Source organism: Sphingobium rhizovicinum, assembly GCF_042647625.1.
GTDB lineage: Bacteria > Pseudomonadota > Alphaproteobacteria > Sphingomonadales > Sphingomonadaceae > Sphingobium > Sphingobium rhizovicinum.
Genome location: NZ_JBHRVU010000004.1, coordinates 3,202,258 through 3,217,237 on the forward strand (window position 1 = coordinate 3,202,258; position 14,980 = coordinate 3,217,237).

The following is a 14,980-nucleotide window of genomic DNA, read 5'->3' on the forward strand; positions in this document are numbered from 1 at the left end:
AACCGTGTGGTGGCGTCAGCGCCGCCAGCGCGCCCAGATGGCGGTCGGCAGGGCAATGCCGCGCGCTTCTTCGCGCACCGCCAGTTCGCCCGCATCGACCGTGCCGGGCAGGTCGGCGAACGCCTGACGCAGCAATTCGCCGATCGCCAGCGCCGACATGCGCACCGCATAGACGGTCAGGAACAGGAAGCGGCTGTCCGCGTCGAGCAGCGCACGGCAATTGGCGATGAGGCCGGGCAGATCCTCCTCCAGACGCCAGACTTCGCCATCGGGGCCACGGCCATATTTGGGCGGATCGAGCAATATGCCGTCATAGCGGCGGTTGCGGCGCACTTCGCGGGCGACGAACTTGGCGGCGTCCTCCACGATCCAGCGGACGGGACGATCGTCCATGCCCGACAGCGCGGCATTGGCGCGGGCCTGCGCCACCGATTTCTTTGACGCATCGACATGGACCATGCGCGCGCCGCCAGCCGACAGGGCCAGCGTGCCGACGCCGGTATAGCCGAACAGGTTCATCACCTCTGCGTCCGGCTTGTCGGCATAGGTGGCGCGCAGTTCGTCCCAGATGGGCGCCATGTCGGGGAAGAAGCCCAGATGGCGAAAGGGGGTGCAGCTCGACTGGAAGGTTACTTCCTTCCAGTGCAGCGGCCAGCCTTCGGCCGGGACGGGCTTGTCATAATACCAGCGGCCGCCGCCATCTTCATCGGAACCCGGGATGAATTCGCCGTCCGCCTTCCAGTCGGTCGTCGCGGGCTTCCACATCGCCTGCGGTTCGGGACGAATGAAGCGGAAGCGGCCATAGCGCTCCAGCTTTCGCCCATCGCCCGAATCCAGCAGGCCGTAATCCGACCAAGGCTCACCGATGAGGGTCTTGAGTTCCAAGGGGCTTAGCCGCGCGGGGTCGCGCGTTCGGCGACGTAAGCGGTGATCGCTTCGAACGTGCCGGGCAGCTTGGCGTAGCTTTCTTCCCGCGAGAAGAGATCGCCCACGCGCGAAGGCAGCGGCGGACGAGTGCCGGTGGCGCGTTCGACCGCATCGGGGAATTTGGCGGCATGGGCGGTCGCCAGCGTGACGACGGGGATGGAAGCATCCACCCCGGCGGTGCGGGCGGCGGCCAGACCGATGGCGCTGTGCGGATCAATGATCTGACCCGCCGCGTCATAGGCCCAGCGCATCGCCATGGTCATGCCATCGGCATCGACGCGCGAGGAGGAGAAGAGGGCGGCTGCGCCTTCGCGCTGGGCGTTGGTGAGGCGCATCGCCTTGCTGGCTTCGAACCCGCGCATCTGATCAGCGAGCGCAAGGCCGTCGCGGCCGCCAGCGTCGAACAGCAGGCGTTCGAAGTTGGAGCTGACCTGAATGTCCATGCTGGGCGTGGCGGTCGGCACGACCTGACCCTGGCTGTAATCGCCTTCGGCCAGCGCGCGGTGAAGAATGTCGTTGACGTTGGTCGCGACGATCAGCTTGTCGACCGGCAGGCCCATCTGCGCCGCGACATAGCCGGCGAACACATCGCCGAAATTGCCGGTGGGGACGGAGAAGGCGACTGCGCGATCGGGCGCGCCCAGGCGCACGGCGGCGTAGAAATAATAGACGACCTGCGCCATCAGCCGCGCCCAGTTGATGCTGTTCACGGCGGACAGGTTGAAGCGGCTCTTGAAAGCGACGTCGTTGAACATCGCCTTCACCAGCGCCTGCGCATCGTCGAAGCTGCCGTCGATGGCGATGTTGTAGACGTTGGGGGCCAGCACGGTGGTCATCTGGCGACGCTGAACGTCCGACACGCGGCCTTCGGGATGGAGCATGAAGATGTCGATCTTCGCGCGGCCCGCCACCGCATCGATCGCGGCCGAGCCGGTGTCGCCCGAGGTCGCGCCAACGATGGTGATGTGATCGTCGCGGCGCGAGAGGAAGCGTTCGAACAGCTGGCCGAGCAGCTGGAGCGCGACGTCCTTGAACGCGAGCGTCGGGCCATGGAAGAGTTCCAGCACCCAATGCTGATGGTCGAGCTGAACCAGCGGGGTCACGGCCTGATGGCTGAAGCGGCCATAGGCGGCGGCGCAGAGTTCCCGCAGTTCCTCTTGCGTCAGCGAACCGGCGACGAAGGGCGTCATCACCCGCACGGCGGTTTCGACATAGGAGAGGCCGGAGAGGGCGCGAATCTGATCGGCGGTGAAGGCCGGCCAGCTGGTCGGCAGATACAGGCCGCCATCGGACGCCAGCCCGGCCAGCGTCACATCTTCAAAACCGAGCGCGGGCGCGCTCCCCCTGGTGCTCTGATATTGCATAATGGGAAAGCGCGGTAGCGACACCCGGCCTGCGGAGCAAGCATTTAGGCGGCTTTTGTGGCGTTCCGGCGACGCAGGGCGAGAATATAGATGATGACCGCCACGGCCGCGAAGAAGAACCATTGCACCGCATAGGCGAGATGATTGTTGGGAATGTCGGAGATATTTGGTGGCGATGTCGGCACCCGGCCTTGTGCAGGCTCATCTGCAATCAACAACGGCTCGTCCACGACAGCCCCGTTGGTCATTCGCCCCCAAATCGACTGGGACGTCGGTTTAAGGGCGATTACGCCCTGCACCGCGCCACCCTGCCATTCCGGCAGTGATGGCGATGGAGATACGCCAACATCGACATAGGCTCCCGGCCCTTCCGCACCCGTCCGACACGCCATGATCGCGCGGTAGCCGGTCTTTCCGTTGCGCGCCTTGCCAGCGACCATCTCGACAAACTGTGTATCGAGACAAACGAGGCTCGACCGTCGAAAGCGGTAGTGATCTAAATCGGCACCAAACCTTGGGAAGGCGATGGCTGGCAGGCGTGTGTTGTTCGACATCAACGCCAGAGCCTGCTCCTTTTCCGCCCGGCGCTGGAGTTGCCAGACGCCAAGGCCGATCATGGTCAGCACCGCCAGCGCGACAAGGATTGTCGGGATGATGGGGATGCGGGCTTTGGCGGGCTGATCGGTCATGGCCGGTCCTTGTTGTCCATCGAGACGGGTAGAGTCCGTTCTTTCTTCAGGAAAAGAGCGGGGCTTCGACAGGCTCAGCCCGAACGGCTTCTATGTGAGGCGCCAAATATTTCCATAAGAAAATGGCCGGAGCATGTGCCCCGGCCAATGATGTTTTCAGAAGCAGGCCGGTGCCTCAACCGCCATGGATGGGTGCGCCCCAGCCGCCCCAGACATAGATGGCGACGAACAGGAACAGCCACACAACGTCAACGAAATGCCAGTACCAGGCGGCGGCTTCGAAACCGAAATGCTGGCGCGGGGTGAAGTGCCCCTTATAGGCGCGGACCAGATTGACGATCAGGAAGATGGTGCCGACCAGAACGTGGAAACCGTGGAAGCCGGTCGCCATGTAGAAGGCCGAGCTGTACGGATTGCCGCCGAAATCGAAGGGCGCATGGGCATATTCATATGCCTGGATGCACGAGAAGATCGCGCCCAGGATGATGGTGCACCACAGCCCCTTGATCAGGCCGTCGCGGTCGCCGTGGATCAGCGCATGATGCGCCCAAGTGACGGTGGTGCCCGAGCAGAGCAGGATCAGCGTGTTGAGCAAGGGCAGTTCGAAGGCGTTCATCACCTCCACGCCCTTTGACGGGAACAGTCCTTCGATCGGCGCGAGCGCGCTGGGGAACAGGGCGAAGTCGAAGAAGGCCCAGAACCAGCCGACGAAGAACATCACTTCCGATGCGATGAACAGGATCATGCCGTAGCGCAGGTGAAGTTGCACCACCGGGGTATGATCGCCGGCATGGGCTTCGGCGATCACATTGCCCCACCAGCTGAAGAAGGTGAACAGCACGCCGCCAAGCCCGAGCAGGAAAATCCAGCCGCCGCCCGGCCCCATTGCGTCGGGGTGCATCCACATGATGGCGCCCAGCGCCATGACCAGCGCCGACATGGAGCCGAAGAACGGCCAGATGCTGGGGGGAAGGATATGATAATCGTGATTCTTCGCGCCTGCCATAACCGTCTTCCCTGCTCCTGTTCTTTATCCTTTGCTTAGCTTGCCTTCTTCCCCTGCTCAACAGGGTAGAAAGTGTAGCTGAGCGTTATCTCTTGCGTGTCGCGATTGTCCGGGTCGTCCAGGATTTTCGGATCGACATAATAGAGGACGGGCATGCGCACCTCCTCGCCGGGCTGCAATGTCTGCTGGGTGAAGCAGAAACACTGGATCTTGGTGAAATAGGCGCCCGCCTGCGTCGGGGTGACGTTGAAGCTGGCGGTGCCGGTGACGGGTTTGTCCGACATGTTCTTTGCGACGAAGATCGCCATGTCCTTCGCGCCCACCGTGACCGTGTCGGTCGGATGTTCGGGATAGAATTGCCAGGGCATGCCCGGCTGGACATTCGAATCGAAACGGATCGACAAAGTGTGGCCGGTCGCAACCTTCACGCTGGTCGACGCCTCCGCCCGGCGGGTGGTGCCGCCGAAACCGGTCTGTTCGCAGAAGATGCGATAGAGCGGGACCGAGGCGAAGCCCAGGCCCAGCATGGCGAGGCCCACCAGCGCCATCGTCACCAAAGTCCGGCGGTTGCGCCGGTCACGGTCGAAAGGCGAAGGCGGGAGCGTGGCCATCAGATATTATGGCTCGCGCCGATCTTCGCCAAAGTGATGGCGAAGAAGAGGATGGCGAGGAACCCCAGCAGCAGGCCGGTGACGAGCGCGCGCGATTTTTGCCGGGCGCGGATCTGATCCTGATCTTCCGGCGTCATGCCAGCAGCCAGCGGTCGACGACCACTGCCCCGAACATCAGGAAAAGATAGAGGATCGAATATTTGAACAGCCGCCGTTCCGCCGTCATGCGGGCAGGGTCGGTTTCGCGGCTGCGATAAACCTGAAAGGCGAGCGCAACGAACAGGCCGGTGCCGGCCAGCGCGACGACGCCATAGAGGACGCCGGTCAGGCGCATCAGGACGGGGGCCAGCGCGGCCGCGGCCATGATCGCGGTGTAGAGCCATATCTGACGGCGCGTGGCCCGCTCGCCCGCGACCACGGGCAGCATCGGGATGCCGGCGGCGGCATAATCGGGGCGCACGAACAGGGCCAGCGCCCAGAAATGCGGCGGCGTCCAGAAGAAGGTGAGCATGAACAGCGCCACCGGCAGCGCGCCGATGTCGCCCGTCACCGCCGCCCAACCGATGATCGGCGGGAAGGCGCCGGCCGCGCCGCCGATGACGATATTCTGCGCCGTCCGGGGTTTCAGCCAGATGGTGTAGATGAAAACGTAGAAGAGGATGGAGACGGTCAGGACGGCGGCGGCGAGCCAGTTGGTCGCGACGCCCATCAGCAGGACCGAGAAGAAGGAGAGGCCGACGCCGAAATGCAGCGCCGCCTGCCGGTCCATGCGGCCGGCGGGCAGCGGACGATTGGCGGTACGCTTCATCTTGGCGTCGATGTCCGCTTCCCACCATTGATTCAACGTGGCGGCCGCGCCCGCGCCGAGCGCGATGCAAAGGATCGCAGTGAAGGCGAGGACGGGGTGGATATGGCCAGGCGCGGCGAGCAGACCGCAGAGGCCCGTGAAGACGACCAGCGTCATCACCCGCGGCTTCGTCAGCGCGACGAAATCGCGCCAATGAGCGGGCATCGCGGGCGTCGCTGCCCCGGACATGATCGGCGTACTGGCCATAAACTCCTCTTGCATCGGCCGCGCCCCATACAGGCATGGGCCGATTCCGGCAAATGGACAGACGGTCCTACCCCGGAACGCCTGTCTGTTGCGCGGTCGCGCCCGGCCGGAACCGGGCGCTGTATCGCATCAGTCGACGACGGGCAGCGTTTCGAACTGGTGGAAGGGCGGCGGGCTGGACAGGGTCCATTCCAGCGTCGTGGCGCCTTCGCCCCACGGATTGCCCTCTGCCTTCCTGCCGGCCGCGAGCGACCAGATCAGGTTGACGAAGAAGATCACCATGCCGCTGGCCATGACCATATAGCCCATGGTCGCGACCCAGTTCCAATGTTCGAAGGCGGCCGGATAGTCGGGATAGCGGCGCGGCATGCCGCTGAGGCCCAGAAAGTGCATCGGGAAGAACAGCATGTTCACGCCGGCGAAGAACACCCAGAAATGCAGGTGGCCGAGGAATTCATTATACGTGCGGCCCGACATTTTCGGGAACCAGTAATAGAAGCCGGCGAACAGGCCGAACACCGCGCCCAGCGACAGGACATAGTGGAAGTGGGCCACGACATAATAGGTGTCGTGCAGCACGTCGTCGACACCGCCATTGGCCAGCACCACGCCGGTCACGCCGCCCACGGTGAAGAGGAAGATGAAGCCCAGCGCCCAGACCATTGGCGTCTTGAAGCTGATCGACCCGCCCCAGATGGTCGCGATCCACGAGAAGATCTTGATGCCGGTGGGCACCGCGATGACCATGGTGGCGGCGGTGAAATACATTTTCACATTCACCGACATGCCGGTGGTGAACATATGGTGCGCCCAGACGACGAAGCCGACCACGCCGATCGCGACCATGGCATAGGCCATGCCGAGATAGCCGAACACCGGCTTGCGGCTGAAGGTCGAGACGATCTGGCTGATGATGCCGAAGCCGGGCAGGATCATGATATAAACTTCGGGGTGGCCGAAGAACCAGAAGAGATGCTGGTAAAGCTCGGGATCGCCACCGCCAGCCGCATCATAGAAGGTGGTGCCGAAATTGCGGTCGGTCAGCAGCATGGTGATCGCGGCGGCGAGGACCGGCAGCGCGAGCAGCAGCAGGAAGGCGGTGACCAGCACCGACCAGACGAACAGCGGCATTTTATGCAGGGTCATGCCCGGCGCGCGCATGTTGAGAATGGTGGTGATGAAGTTGATCGCGCCCAGGATCGAGCTGGCGCCCGCGATATGCAGCGACAGGATCGCCATGTCGACGGCAGGGCCGGCCGATCCGCTGGTCGACAGCGGCGCATAGACGGTCCAGCCGGTGCCCGCGCCATTGCCGGTGCCGCCGGGGACGAAGGTCGACCCCAGAAGCAGCGCGAAGGCGGGGATGAGCAGCCAGAAGCTGACATTGTTCATCCGGGGGAAGGCCATGTCCGGCGCGCCGATCATGATCGGCACGAACCAGTTGCCAAAACCGCCGATCATGGCGGGCATCACCATGAAGAAGACCATGATGAGGCCGTGCGCGGTGATCAGCACGTTCCAGAGATGGTAGGCCTGATCCAGGGTCGCTTCCGGCCCGTCCATGAACATGGCCCAGGTGTGGAGATACTGGATGCCCGGATGCGCCAGTTCAGCGCGCATCAGACCCGAAATACCGCCGCCGATAATGCCGGCGACGATCGCGAAGATCAGGTAGAGGGTGCCGATGTCCTTGTGATTGGTGGACATGAACCAGCGCTGGAAGAAGGCCGGTTTGTGATCGGCATCATGATGATCATGAGCATGATCGCCGTGATGATCTGCGGTGATGGTGGTCATGGCGTTCCTACCCCTGATCAGATTTTCTTCTCGGTCGCGGCGGGAGCGGCTTGTGCCGTCTTCTCCGCTGCGCCCTTCAGGTTACCGCCCTGCGACAGCACCCACTGGTCGAACTGTTCGGGCGGCAGCGCCTCGATCGCGATCGGCATGAAGCCGTGGCGCGCGCCGCACAGTTCGGAACATTGGCCGTAATAGACGCCCGGCTTTTCGATGAAGACGCTCTTTTCGTTCAAGCGGCCGGGAACGGCGTCCATCTTGAGCCAGAGCGAAGGCACGGCGAAGGCGTGGATGACGTCTGCGCCGGTGATGATCAGCTTGATCGGGCGACCGGCCGGCAACACCAGACGATTGTCGGGCGCCAGCAGATAGGGCTCGCCATTTTCCTTCGCCTTGTCTTCAGGCAGCATGTTGGAAACAAATTCGGGAATGGCGTTGTCGGGATATTCATAGCCCCAATACCATTGATAGCCCGTGACCTTGACCGTCAGCGCATCCTTGGGCGCGGGCTTATACTGGTCGGCGAGCAGACCGATCGAGGGCACGGCGACGACCAGCAGGATCACGACCGGCAGGACCGTCCAGATCACTTCGATCAGCGTATTGTGCGACGTCTTGGACGGCACCGGATTGGCGCTGCGGCGATAGCGCCACATCACATAGAGCATCAGCACCAGAACGAAGATGGAGATGATGGTGATGAGCGGCAGCAGCAGCACGTCATGCAGCCAGCGCGCGGTGTGCCCGGTGGGGCTGAATTGTTTTTGCAGGGTGATTTCACCCGGCATCGGCATGCCGATCCCTTCGGTCGGCTTCATCCGCGGCGGCGCGGCGACCTTGGGCGCGGCGGGCGCTGCCTCAGCAGTGGATGCGGCGGCGTTGGCGGCCGAATCAGCGGGAGCAGCCGCATTGTCCGCCGCAGGTGCGGCAGCGACGGCATTATGCTGAGCGAGTGCAGGTCCATTCAGAACAAGGGTGGGCGCTAAGGCCAGCAACCCGGCAAGAACGAGCGATTTCACCGTTTTCATAGCGTCTTCGTACCCCTAACCCCTTGGCGCCGCTGCAACGAAGACGCACTTATGTGCGCTATATCCCTCGCCCGTTCGGTTCTGTCGCGGCTTATAGGCAGGCTTGCCCCATGCCTCAAGCACAGATGGAGCAGATTTTCTTCGCTGTTGCAACGCTTCCCCTGCCCGCCTATTCGGCAGGCTCCGCGCACAGGGGCGCGATCATGGCGGACTGGAAGGGACGCCGTGCGGACTGGGTGGCGAACCGGGCCGAATGGCGCGGGATCGCCCGACATGGATAATGGACGGCATGACGGACGAAGAAGTTTTGGCGGAATTCCGGGCGGCGGGGGCGCTGCTCGAAGGACATTTCATCCTGTCGTCGGGCCGCCGCAGCGCCAATTATTTGCAATGCGCGCGCGTGCTGATGAATGCGGAGCGCGCCGGCAAGCTGGCCCGCGCGACCGTACAGAAGCTGCCCCGCGAATTGCGGCAGGAAATCGACCTTGTCGTGTCGCCTGCCATGGGGGGCCTGATCATCGGCCATGAAATCGGCCGCGCGCTGGACAAGGACGCGGTGTTCCTGGAACGGCCGGAGGGCTTTTTCGAACTGCGTCGCGGCTTCGCCATCACGCCGGGGCAAAAGGTGCTGATGGTCGAGGACGTCGTGACCACCGGCCTGTCGTCGCGTCAGGCGATCGAAGCGGTCGAGAAGGAAGGCGGCATCGTCGTCGCCGAAGCGGCGCTGGTCGACCGTTCGGCCGGCGAGGTCGATCTGGGCGTGCCCTTCTACCCGCTCGTCTCCATCAACTTCCCGGTCTATGATGAAGACGCCGTGCCGCCCGAACTGGCGGCGGTGCCCGCGATCAAGCCCGGCAGCCGGAAGCAGTAACGATGACCAGCCCCCTTCGCCTTGGCGTGAATATCGACCATGTGGCGACCATCCGCAACGCGCGGGGGGGCGAACATCCCGACCCGGTCAAGGCCGCCTTGCTGGCGGTGAAGTCCGGGGCGGACGGCATCACCGCGCATCTGCGCGAGGATCGCCGCCATATTCGCGATGCCGACATCGCCATGCTGATGGCGGCGCTGGACGTGCCGCTCAACCTGGAGATGGCGGCGACGGACGAGATGCTGGCGATCGCGCTGAAGCATAAGCCGCACGCCGCCTGCATCGTGCCGGAAAAGCGCGAGGAGCGCACGACCGAGGGCGGGCTGGACGCCGCCGGGCAATATGAGACGCTGAAACCGATCGTAGGCACGCTGAACAACGCTGGCATTCGCGTCAGCCTGTTCATCGAGGCGGACGCTGCGCAGATCGACGCGGCGATCCGGCTGGGCGCGCCGGTGGTGGAATTTCACACCGGCGCCTATGCGCATCTGGCCGGCGAGGCGCGTGCGGTGGAACTGCGCAAGATCGCCGACGCCGCCGCGCTGGCGGCCAAAAATGGCATCGAGCCCCATGCCGGCCACGGCCTGACCTTCGACAATGTGGCGCCGATCGCCGCCATTCCGCAGATCGCCGAACTCAATATTGGCCATTTCCTGATCGGCGAGGCGATCTTTGGCGGGCTGGAGGGCAGCATCCGCGAGATGCGGCGGCAGATGGATCTGGCGCGGTGACCACCGCAGGTGGTCATCCCAGCGAAGGCTGGGATCGCAGGCCTCAAAGGTTCAACCTGGAGGCACGAGACCCCAGCCTTCGCTGGGGTGACGGCCTGGGGGGGCGGTCATGATCATCGGCCTCGGTTCCGACCTCTGCAATATCGAGCGTATCCAGAATTCACTCGATCGGTTCGGTGAGCGGTTCGTGCAGCGCGTCTTCACCGATGTGGAGCAGGTCAAGGCGGAGCGCCGCCCCTTCACCAAGGCGGGGACGCTGGCCAAGCGGTTCGCGGCCAAGGAAGCCTTTTCCAAGGCGGTCGGCACGGGCTTCAAGGCCGGCGTCTTCATGAAGGATATAGGCGTCGTCAATGCGCCGTCGGGCGCACCGACGCTGGCGCTGACCGGCGGGGCGCTCGCGCGGCTGGAATCAATGGTGCCGGCGGGGCACAAGCCGGTCATTCATCTGACGCTCACCGACGATCATCCATGGGCGCAGGCCTTCGTCATCATCGAAGCCCTTCCCCTGTGACGTCCGACCCTGTGACTTCTTCCTCCGACGACTCCAACGAAAGCCTGCCCGTGACGGCCATCGACCTGCCTGAAGACCAGACCGCACCGCAAGCCCCGGAACCGGCGGAGACGAAATCCCCGGTCAACTGGTGGCATGAGGCCAAGAGCATCACCCTACTGATCCTGGCGGTACTGGCGTTCCACAGCTTCGTCGCCAAGCCTTTCTACATCCCGTCCGAATCGATGATGCCGGTGCTGTTGACCGGCGACCGGCTGGTGGTCAGCAAATTCCCCTATGGCTGGTCCTATGTCTCGCCCAGCTTCCACCCCCTTCCCTTTATGAAGGGGCGGATATTGGGCCGGCTGCCCGAACGCGGCGACATCGTGATCGTGTCGCCGCAGAACCGGCGCGAGGATTATATCAAGCGGGTCATCGGCCTGCCCGGCGACATTATCGAAGTGCGCGGCGGACAGGTGATCCTGAACGGCGTGGCAGTGCCGCAGAAGACGTTGAAGCCCCTGATGCTGCCGGTGGATGGCAATGCCCCCTGCCCGCCGCTGCAATTCCCCGGCGCGCTGGTGACGGGCAAGGACGGCAGGGACTATTGCGAACTGCCGGTGCGGCAGGAAATCCTGCCCAATGGCAAAACCTATGTCACGATCGACATGGGGCCGAGCGCGCTCGACTGGTATGGCCCGGTGCGGGTGCCGGAAAACCATGTCTTCCTGATGGGCGACAATCGCGACAACAGCGCCGACAGCCGCGCGCCGCTGGAGGAAAATGGGCTGGGCGGCCCGGTGCCGTTCGAGGCGATCGGCGGGCGCGCGGAGTTCATCACCTTCAGCCTGGACGGCGACGCCACATGGAATCCGCTGACCTGGCTACATGCCTTCCGCAGCGGCCGGGCGGGGAACAGCCTGCGCCCGCAAAGCGTTGCCCCGCCGAAATGATTTGATCGCAATGATCTGACGAAAGGGGCACTGGGTTTTGAGCGAGCAGCAGCATGTCGAGAAACCCGGCCCCAGCGAAGTCCGCAGCCCCCTTGTCCAGCATGAACTGAAGCGCGCCGGCGTCTGGTTTGCGCTGGCCATCGCCATCGGCCTGGTGGTGCTGCTGGCGCAACCGCTGATGCTGGTGATGGGCGCGCTGGTGCTGGCGACGATGATGGACGGCGGCGCGCGCCTGCTGGGCCGGGTGCTACCGATCGGGCGCGGATGGCGACTGGCGATCGTGCTGCTGGGCGCTGTCGCCTTCCTTGCCTATACTGTCTACCTCACCGGATCGAGCCTGACGGCGCAGGCGCAGGCGATGCGCACCATCGTCGAGGCGCAGGTCGGGCGGATCGGCGGCTGGATGCAGCAGATGGGCGTCACCACCACGCCCGACGACCTCAAGAGCCTGGCCAGTCAGGCGATGAGCAGCATGGGCCGGGTGACGGCGGCGGTCGGAACGGCCGTGGGCGCGATCACCAGCGGGGTCATGATGCTGGTGCTGGCGATCTTCATCGCAGTCGAGCCGAAACTCTATGAACGCGGCGTCGCCTGGATGCTGCCGATGGAAAAGCGCGCCCATTTCTACGCCATCGCCGACAAGATGGGCTGGACGTTACGGCGGCTGATGTTCGGGCGGATCATCGGCATGGCGGTGGAGGGCGTGGGCACATGGCTGTTGCTGTGGGCAGGCGGCGTTCCGATGGCGGGGCTGCTGGGCATATTGACCGGCCTGTTCGCCTTCCTGCCCAATATCGGGTCGATCCTGTCGGGCGCGCTGATCATTCTGGTCGGTTTTTCGGGCGGCACGAACACCGGCCTCTATGCCTTTGGCGTCTATATGGCGGTGCAGATCGTCGACGGCTATCTGATCGTGCCGATGGTGGCCAAGCGCGCCACCGATCTTGCCCCCGCGCTGGTGCTGGCGGCGCAGATATTGTTCGGCGCGCTGTTCGGCATCATGGGGCTGTTCCTGGCCGATCCGATCGTGGCGATGATCAAAGTCTATCTGGAGGAACGGTCCAGGGCGCTGGCGGGCGAAGGCGCAGGGTCGCAGCGGCGCGGCGATGATGTGCAATAAGGGAACGTCCGGCCTGTCCCGCGCATTTTCAACATGATAATCTAAATTACCATGTGAGAGGAGTCGCGCGATGGGCATCCATCTGGACAAAGAAAAGAAACTGCATTTCGACCTGACCAATGTCGGCATGCGCGCGCAGGCGACCGCGGTAGGCATGTTGCAGATCTGCATAGAATTGCGGCGCGCCGGCGTACTGGACGACGCCGCGATCGAGCGGATCAAATGCGCGATCGCCTGCGACATTGAAGTGTCGGCGCCGCGATCGGTCGCCAATGCCGAATATCGCCGCGACATAAAGGCGCGGCTCGACAAACTCTTCGCCGGCGAAGAGAAGATCGGCAGCGCCGACGCGCTGGCCTTTGGCACCAATACGGGTGACGATCAGACCTGTCAGGGCCACGCCTGATCAGGACATGAAAAAAGGGGCCGGCGAGCGGCCCCTTTTTCAATCGGTCTGACGGGGCGGACGGGCCGCCCCTTTCCCACTGGCTTTGTGGATCAGTTGCCGACGTGCGGCGCAGCGCCCTGCTGCATTTGCATCTGCTGCTGCAACTGCATCAGTTCCGCCTTGGACTTGAAGTCGTGCAGGGTGACGTCGAACACCAGCACCGAACCACCGGGGATCGGACCGTTGTCGGCATCGCCATAGCCAAGCTGCGGCGGGATCCACAGGCGGTACTTACCGCCCTTCTTCATCTTTTGCAGCCCTTCGGAGAAGCCGGGCACCACGCCGTCGACCGGCATCGGCGCCTGCGGATTCTCGTCGAACACGGTGCCGTCGAGCAGCGCGCCCTTATAGCCCACCAGCGCAACGTCAGCCGGGGTCGGGCTGGCGCCCGAGCCTTCTTCCAGCACCTTATACTGCAATCCCGATTCGGTCGTCACGACGCCGTCTTCATGCGCGTTGCTGGCCAGAAAGGCGGTCGGCGATGCGGCGACGTGCTGCTGCCCCGCCCAAGCAAGGCCGCCCGCCGCCAGCGCAACGACGGCGACGCCGATCCAGAGCCGGGTCAACGACCCCTTGGCGATGGGACGAAGGGGGACAGCCGTCGTGGACATGGCGATGAATCTCGCAATTAAGGGCAGGGAATCAGCAGAAAACGGGGTGGCCGCTTGGCTACCCCGTCAAAACAGCGTCTTAACGGACGCCGTCGCGCTCGGCGCGCTTGCGCTCCATCTTGCGCGCGCGGCGGACAGCGGCAGCCTTTTCACGGGCGCGCTTTTCCGACGGCTTCTCATAATGGCGACGCAGCTTCATTTCGCGATACACGCCTTCACGCTGCAGCTTCTTCTTGAGCGCGCGGAGGGCCTGGTCGACATTGTTGTCGCGAACGATGATCTGCATAAGTCCGTCAATCTCCAATCAAAAACGGGCGGTTCGCCGGGACATTACATCCTTCCCGACGGCCCGACCGAATAGCAAAGCCAGTGAGTCGTCGCAGGTCACCCTGCGCCATGTGGGCGGCGCCCTACCAGTGGAGTGGGGTAAATTCAACCCAAAAGGCCGCAATCTCGACATTTGCGACGAGCGGGCGGATAGTGCGGCCATAAAAGACACAGGAGGATCGCCATGGCAACCGCCGCACGCACGCCCAACATGTCAGCGCAAGAATGGGAGGCCCGCCAGCAACTGGCCGCCTGCTATCGCATCTTCGACCATCTGGGCTGGTCTGAACTCATCTACAACCACATCACGCTGCGCGTACCGGGAGAAAACGACGCCTTCCTGATCAATCCCTTCGGCCTTGGCTATCATGAAGTGACGGCGTCCAACCTGGTCAAGATCGACATTGACGGCCATGTGCTGGACGGCAGCCCCTATCCGGTCAATCGCGCGGGCTTCACCCAGCATAGCGTTTTCCACCGGCATCTGCCCGACGCCCATTGCATCATCCATACCCACACGACGGCGGGGATGGCGGTGAGCGCCTGCGCCGAAGGGCTGCGCCCGATCAGCTTCTACGCCGCCGCCTTCATCGGCCACATCGCCTATCATGATTTCGAAGGGGTCACGATTCGCCCGGAGGAAGGCGAAAGGCTGATCGCGCATCTGGGCGACCGGCGCGTCATGATGCTGCGCAACCATGGCACGCTGGTCATGGCGCCGTCCCTGACCGAGGCATTTCTGAAGCAATGGCTGCTCCAGCGCGCCTGCGAAATTCAGGTTGCGGCCGGAGCGGCCGGCACACCCGTCGACATCCCGCCCGAGGTGATTGCGGTGCATCAACGCGATCTGGCGGAGGTGCAATTGCCGGTCGGGCCGGGCGTGCCCGATTTCCAATCCATGATCCGGCTGATCGACCGGACCGATTCGAGTTGGCGGAACTAACCCGGATGGAGGG

General features: G+C 63.8%; 19 protein-coding genes. 8 read left to right on the forward strand and 11 right to left on the reverse strand.

The window, feature by feature from the left end; all coding sequences use genetic code 11:
• Positions 1–15: 15 nt before the first annotated feature.
• From ACFOKF_RS16825 to coxB, 9 genes are all read right to left on the reverse strand, one after another.
• Positions 16–885, reverse strand: a complete 870-nt coding sequence (locus ACFOKF_RS16825) for a class I SAM-dependent methyltransferase (RefSeq protein WP_380797106.1) — start codon at positions 883–885, stop codon at positions 16–18.
• A gap of 5 nt (positions 886–890) precedes the next feature.
• The gene (thrC, locus tag ACFOKF_RS16830; protein ID WP_380797107.1) at positions 891–2,291 is read right to left on the reverse strand and encodes a threonine synthase; all 1,401 of its coding nucleotides are present in this window, start codon (positions 2,289–2,291) and stop codon (positions 891–893) included.
• Between the two features lie 44 nt (positions 2,292–2,335).
• A complete protein-coding gene (locus ACFOKF_RS16835) occupies positions 2,336–2,980 on the reverse strand; it encodes an SURF1 family protein (RefSeq protein ID WP_380797108.1) in 645 nt (214 codons plus the stop codon).
• 175 nt (positions 2,981–3,155) lie between these two features.
• Positions 3,156–3,986 carry a cytochrome c oxidase subunit 3 gene (locus ACFOKF_RS16840; protein WP_380797109.1) on the reverse strand — a complete coding sequence of 277 codons (831 nt, stop codon included), beginning with the start codon at positions 3,984–3,986 and terminating at the stop codon, positions 3,156–3,158.
• 35 nt (positions 3,987–4,021) lie between these two features.
• A complete protein-coding gene (locus ACFOKF_RS16845) occupies positions 4,022–4,597 on the reverse strand; it encodes a cytochrome c oxidase assembly protein (protein WP_380797110.1) in 576 nt (191 codons plus the stop codon).
• Positions 4,597–4,734, reverse strand: a complete 138-nt coding sequence (locus ACFOKF_RS16850; protein WP_380797111.1) for a hypothetical protein — start codon at positions 4,732–4,734, stop codon at positions 4,597–4,599. The genes ACFOKF_RS16845 and ACFOKF_RS16850 overlap by 1 nt, the downstream gene beginning before the upstream one ends.
• Positions 4,731–5,651, reverse strand: coding sequence for a heme o synthase (locus ACFOKF_RS16855; RefSeq protein WP_380797113.1), 921 nt, complete (start codon positions 5,649–5,651; stop codon positions 4,731–4,733). The genes ACFOKF_RS16850 and ACFOKF_RS16855 overlap by 4 nt, the downstream gene beginning before the upstream one ends.
• 129 nt (positions 5,652–5,780) lie before the next feature.
• Complete coding sequence (ctaD, locus tag ACFOKF_RS16860) at positions 5,781–7,448, reverse strand: cytochrome c oxidase subunit I (RefSeq protein ID WP_380797115.1); 1,668 nt, start codon at positions 7,446–7,448, stop codon at positions 5,781–5,783.
• A gap of 17 nt (positions 7,449–7,465) precedes the next feature.
• Entirely contained in the window at positions 7,466–8,473 is a 1,008-nt protein-coding gene (gene coxB / locus ACFOKF_RS16865; RefSeq protein ID WP_380797116.1) for a cytochrome c oxidase subunit II, read from the reverse strand.
• 110 nt (positions 8,474–8,583) lie between these two features.
• Between coxB and ACFOKF_RS16870 the strand changes: the two genes are divergently transcribed.
• The 7 genes from ACFOKF_RS16870 to ACFOKF_RS16900 all read left to right on the forward strand — a co-directional run bounded on the left by ACFOKF_RS16870 (position 8,584) and on the right by ACFOKF_RS16900 (position 13,044).
• Positions 8,584–8,754, forward strand: a complete 171-nt coding sequence (locus tag ACFOKF_RS16870; protein ID WP_380797117.1) for a hypothetical protein — start codon at positions 8,584–8,586, stop codon at positions 8,752–8,754.
• A gap of 8 nt (positions 8,755–8,762) precedes the next feature.
• Complete coding sequence (pyrE, locus tag ACFOKF_RS16875) at positions 8,763–9,344, forward strand: orotate phosphoribosyltransferase (RefSeq protein WP_380797119.1); 582 nt, start codon at positions 8,763–8,765, stop codon at positions 9,342–9,344.
• Positions 9,345–9,346: 2 nt separating this feature from the next.
• Positions 9,347–10,075, forward strand: coding sequence for a pyridoxine 5'-phosphate synthase (locus ACFOKF_RS16880; RefSeq protein WP_380797121.1), 729 nt, complete (start codon positions 9,347–9,349; stop codon positions 10,073–10,075).
• A gap of 109 nt (positions 10,076–10,184) precedes the next feature.
• Positions 10,185–10,586 carry a holo-ACP synthase gene (acpS, locus tag ACFOKF_RS16885; protein ID WP_380797122.1) on the forward strand — a complete coding sequence of 134 codons (402 nt, stop codon included), beginning with the start codon at positions 10,185–10,187 and terminating at the stop codon, positions 10,584–10,586.
• Positions 10,587–10,636: 50 nt separating this feature from the next.
• On the forward strand, positions 10,637–11,518 hold the full coding sequence (gene lepB, locus ACFOKF_RS16890) for a signal peptidase I (protein WP_380797124.1): 882 nt from the start codon (positions 10,637–10,639) through the stop codon (positions 11,516–11,518).
• Positions 11,519–11,555: 37 nt separating this feature from the next.
• On the forward strand, positions 11,556–12,638 hold the full coding sequence (locus ACFOKF_RS16895) for an AI-2E family transporter (RefSeq protein WP_380797126.1): 1,083 nt from the start codon (positions 11,556–11,558) through the stop codon (positions 12,636–12,638).
• 70 nt (positions 12,639–12,708) lie between these two features.
• The gene (locus ACFOKF_RS16900; RefSeq protein ID WP_380797128.1) at positions 12,709–13,044 is read left to right on the forward strand and encodes a hypothetical protein; all 336 of its coding nucleotides are present in this window, start codon (positions 12,709–12,711) and stop codon (positions 13,042–13,044) included.
• 92 nt (positions 13,045–13,136) lie between these two features.
• On the opposite strand, the gene ACFOKF_RS16905 is transcribed toward ACFOKF_RS16900, so the two are convergent.
• Together ACFOKF_RS16905 and rpsU are read right to left on the reverse strand one after the other, a co-directional pair.
• On the reverse strand, positions 13,137–13,697 hold the full coding sequence (locus ACFOKF_RS16905) for an FKBP-type peptidyl-prolyl cis-trans isomerase (protein ID WP_380797129.1): 561 nt from the start codon (positions 13,695–13,697) through the stop codon (positions 13,137–13,139).
• Between the two features lie 79 nt (positions 13,698–13,776).
• The gene (gene rpsU, locus ACFOKF_RS16910) at positions 13,777–13,983 is read right to left on the reverse strand and encodes a 30S ribosomal protein S21 (protein WP_021226581.1); all 207 of its coding nucleotides are present in this window, start codon (positions 13,981–13,983) and stop codon (positions 13,777–13,779) included.
• Positions 13,984–14,208: 225 nt separating this feature from the next.
• On the opposite strand from rpsU, the gene ACFOKF_RS16915 reads away from it, so the two are divergent.
• A complete protein-coding gene (locus tag ACFOKF_RS16915; protein ID WP_380797130.1) occupies positions 14,209–14,967 on the forward strand; it encodes a class II aldolase/adducin family protein in 759 nt (252 codons plus the stop codon).
• Positions 14,968–14,980: the final 13 nt, after the last annotated feature.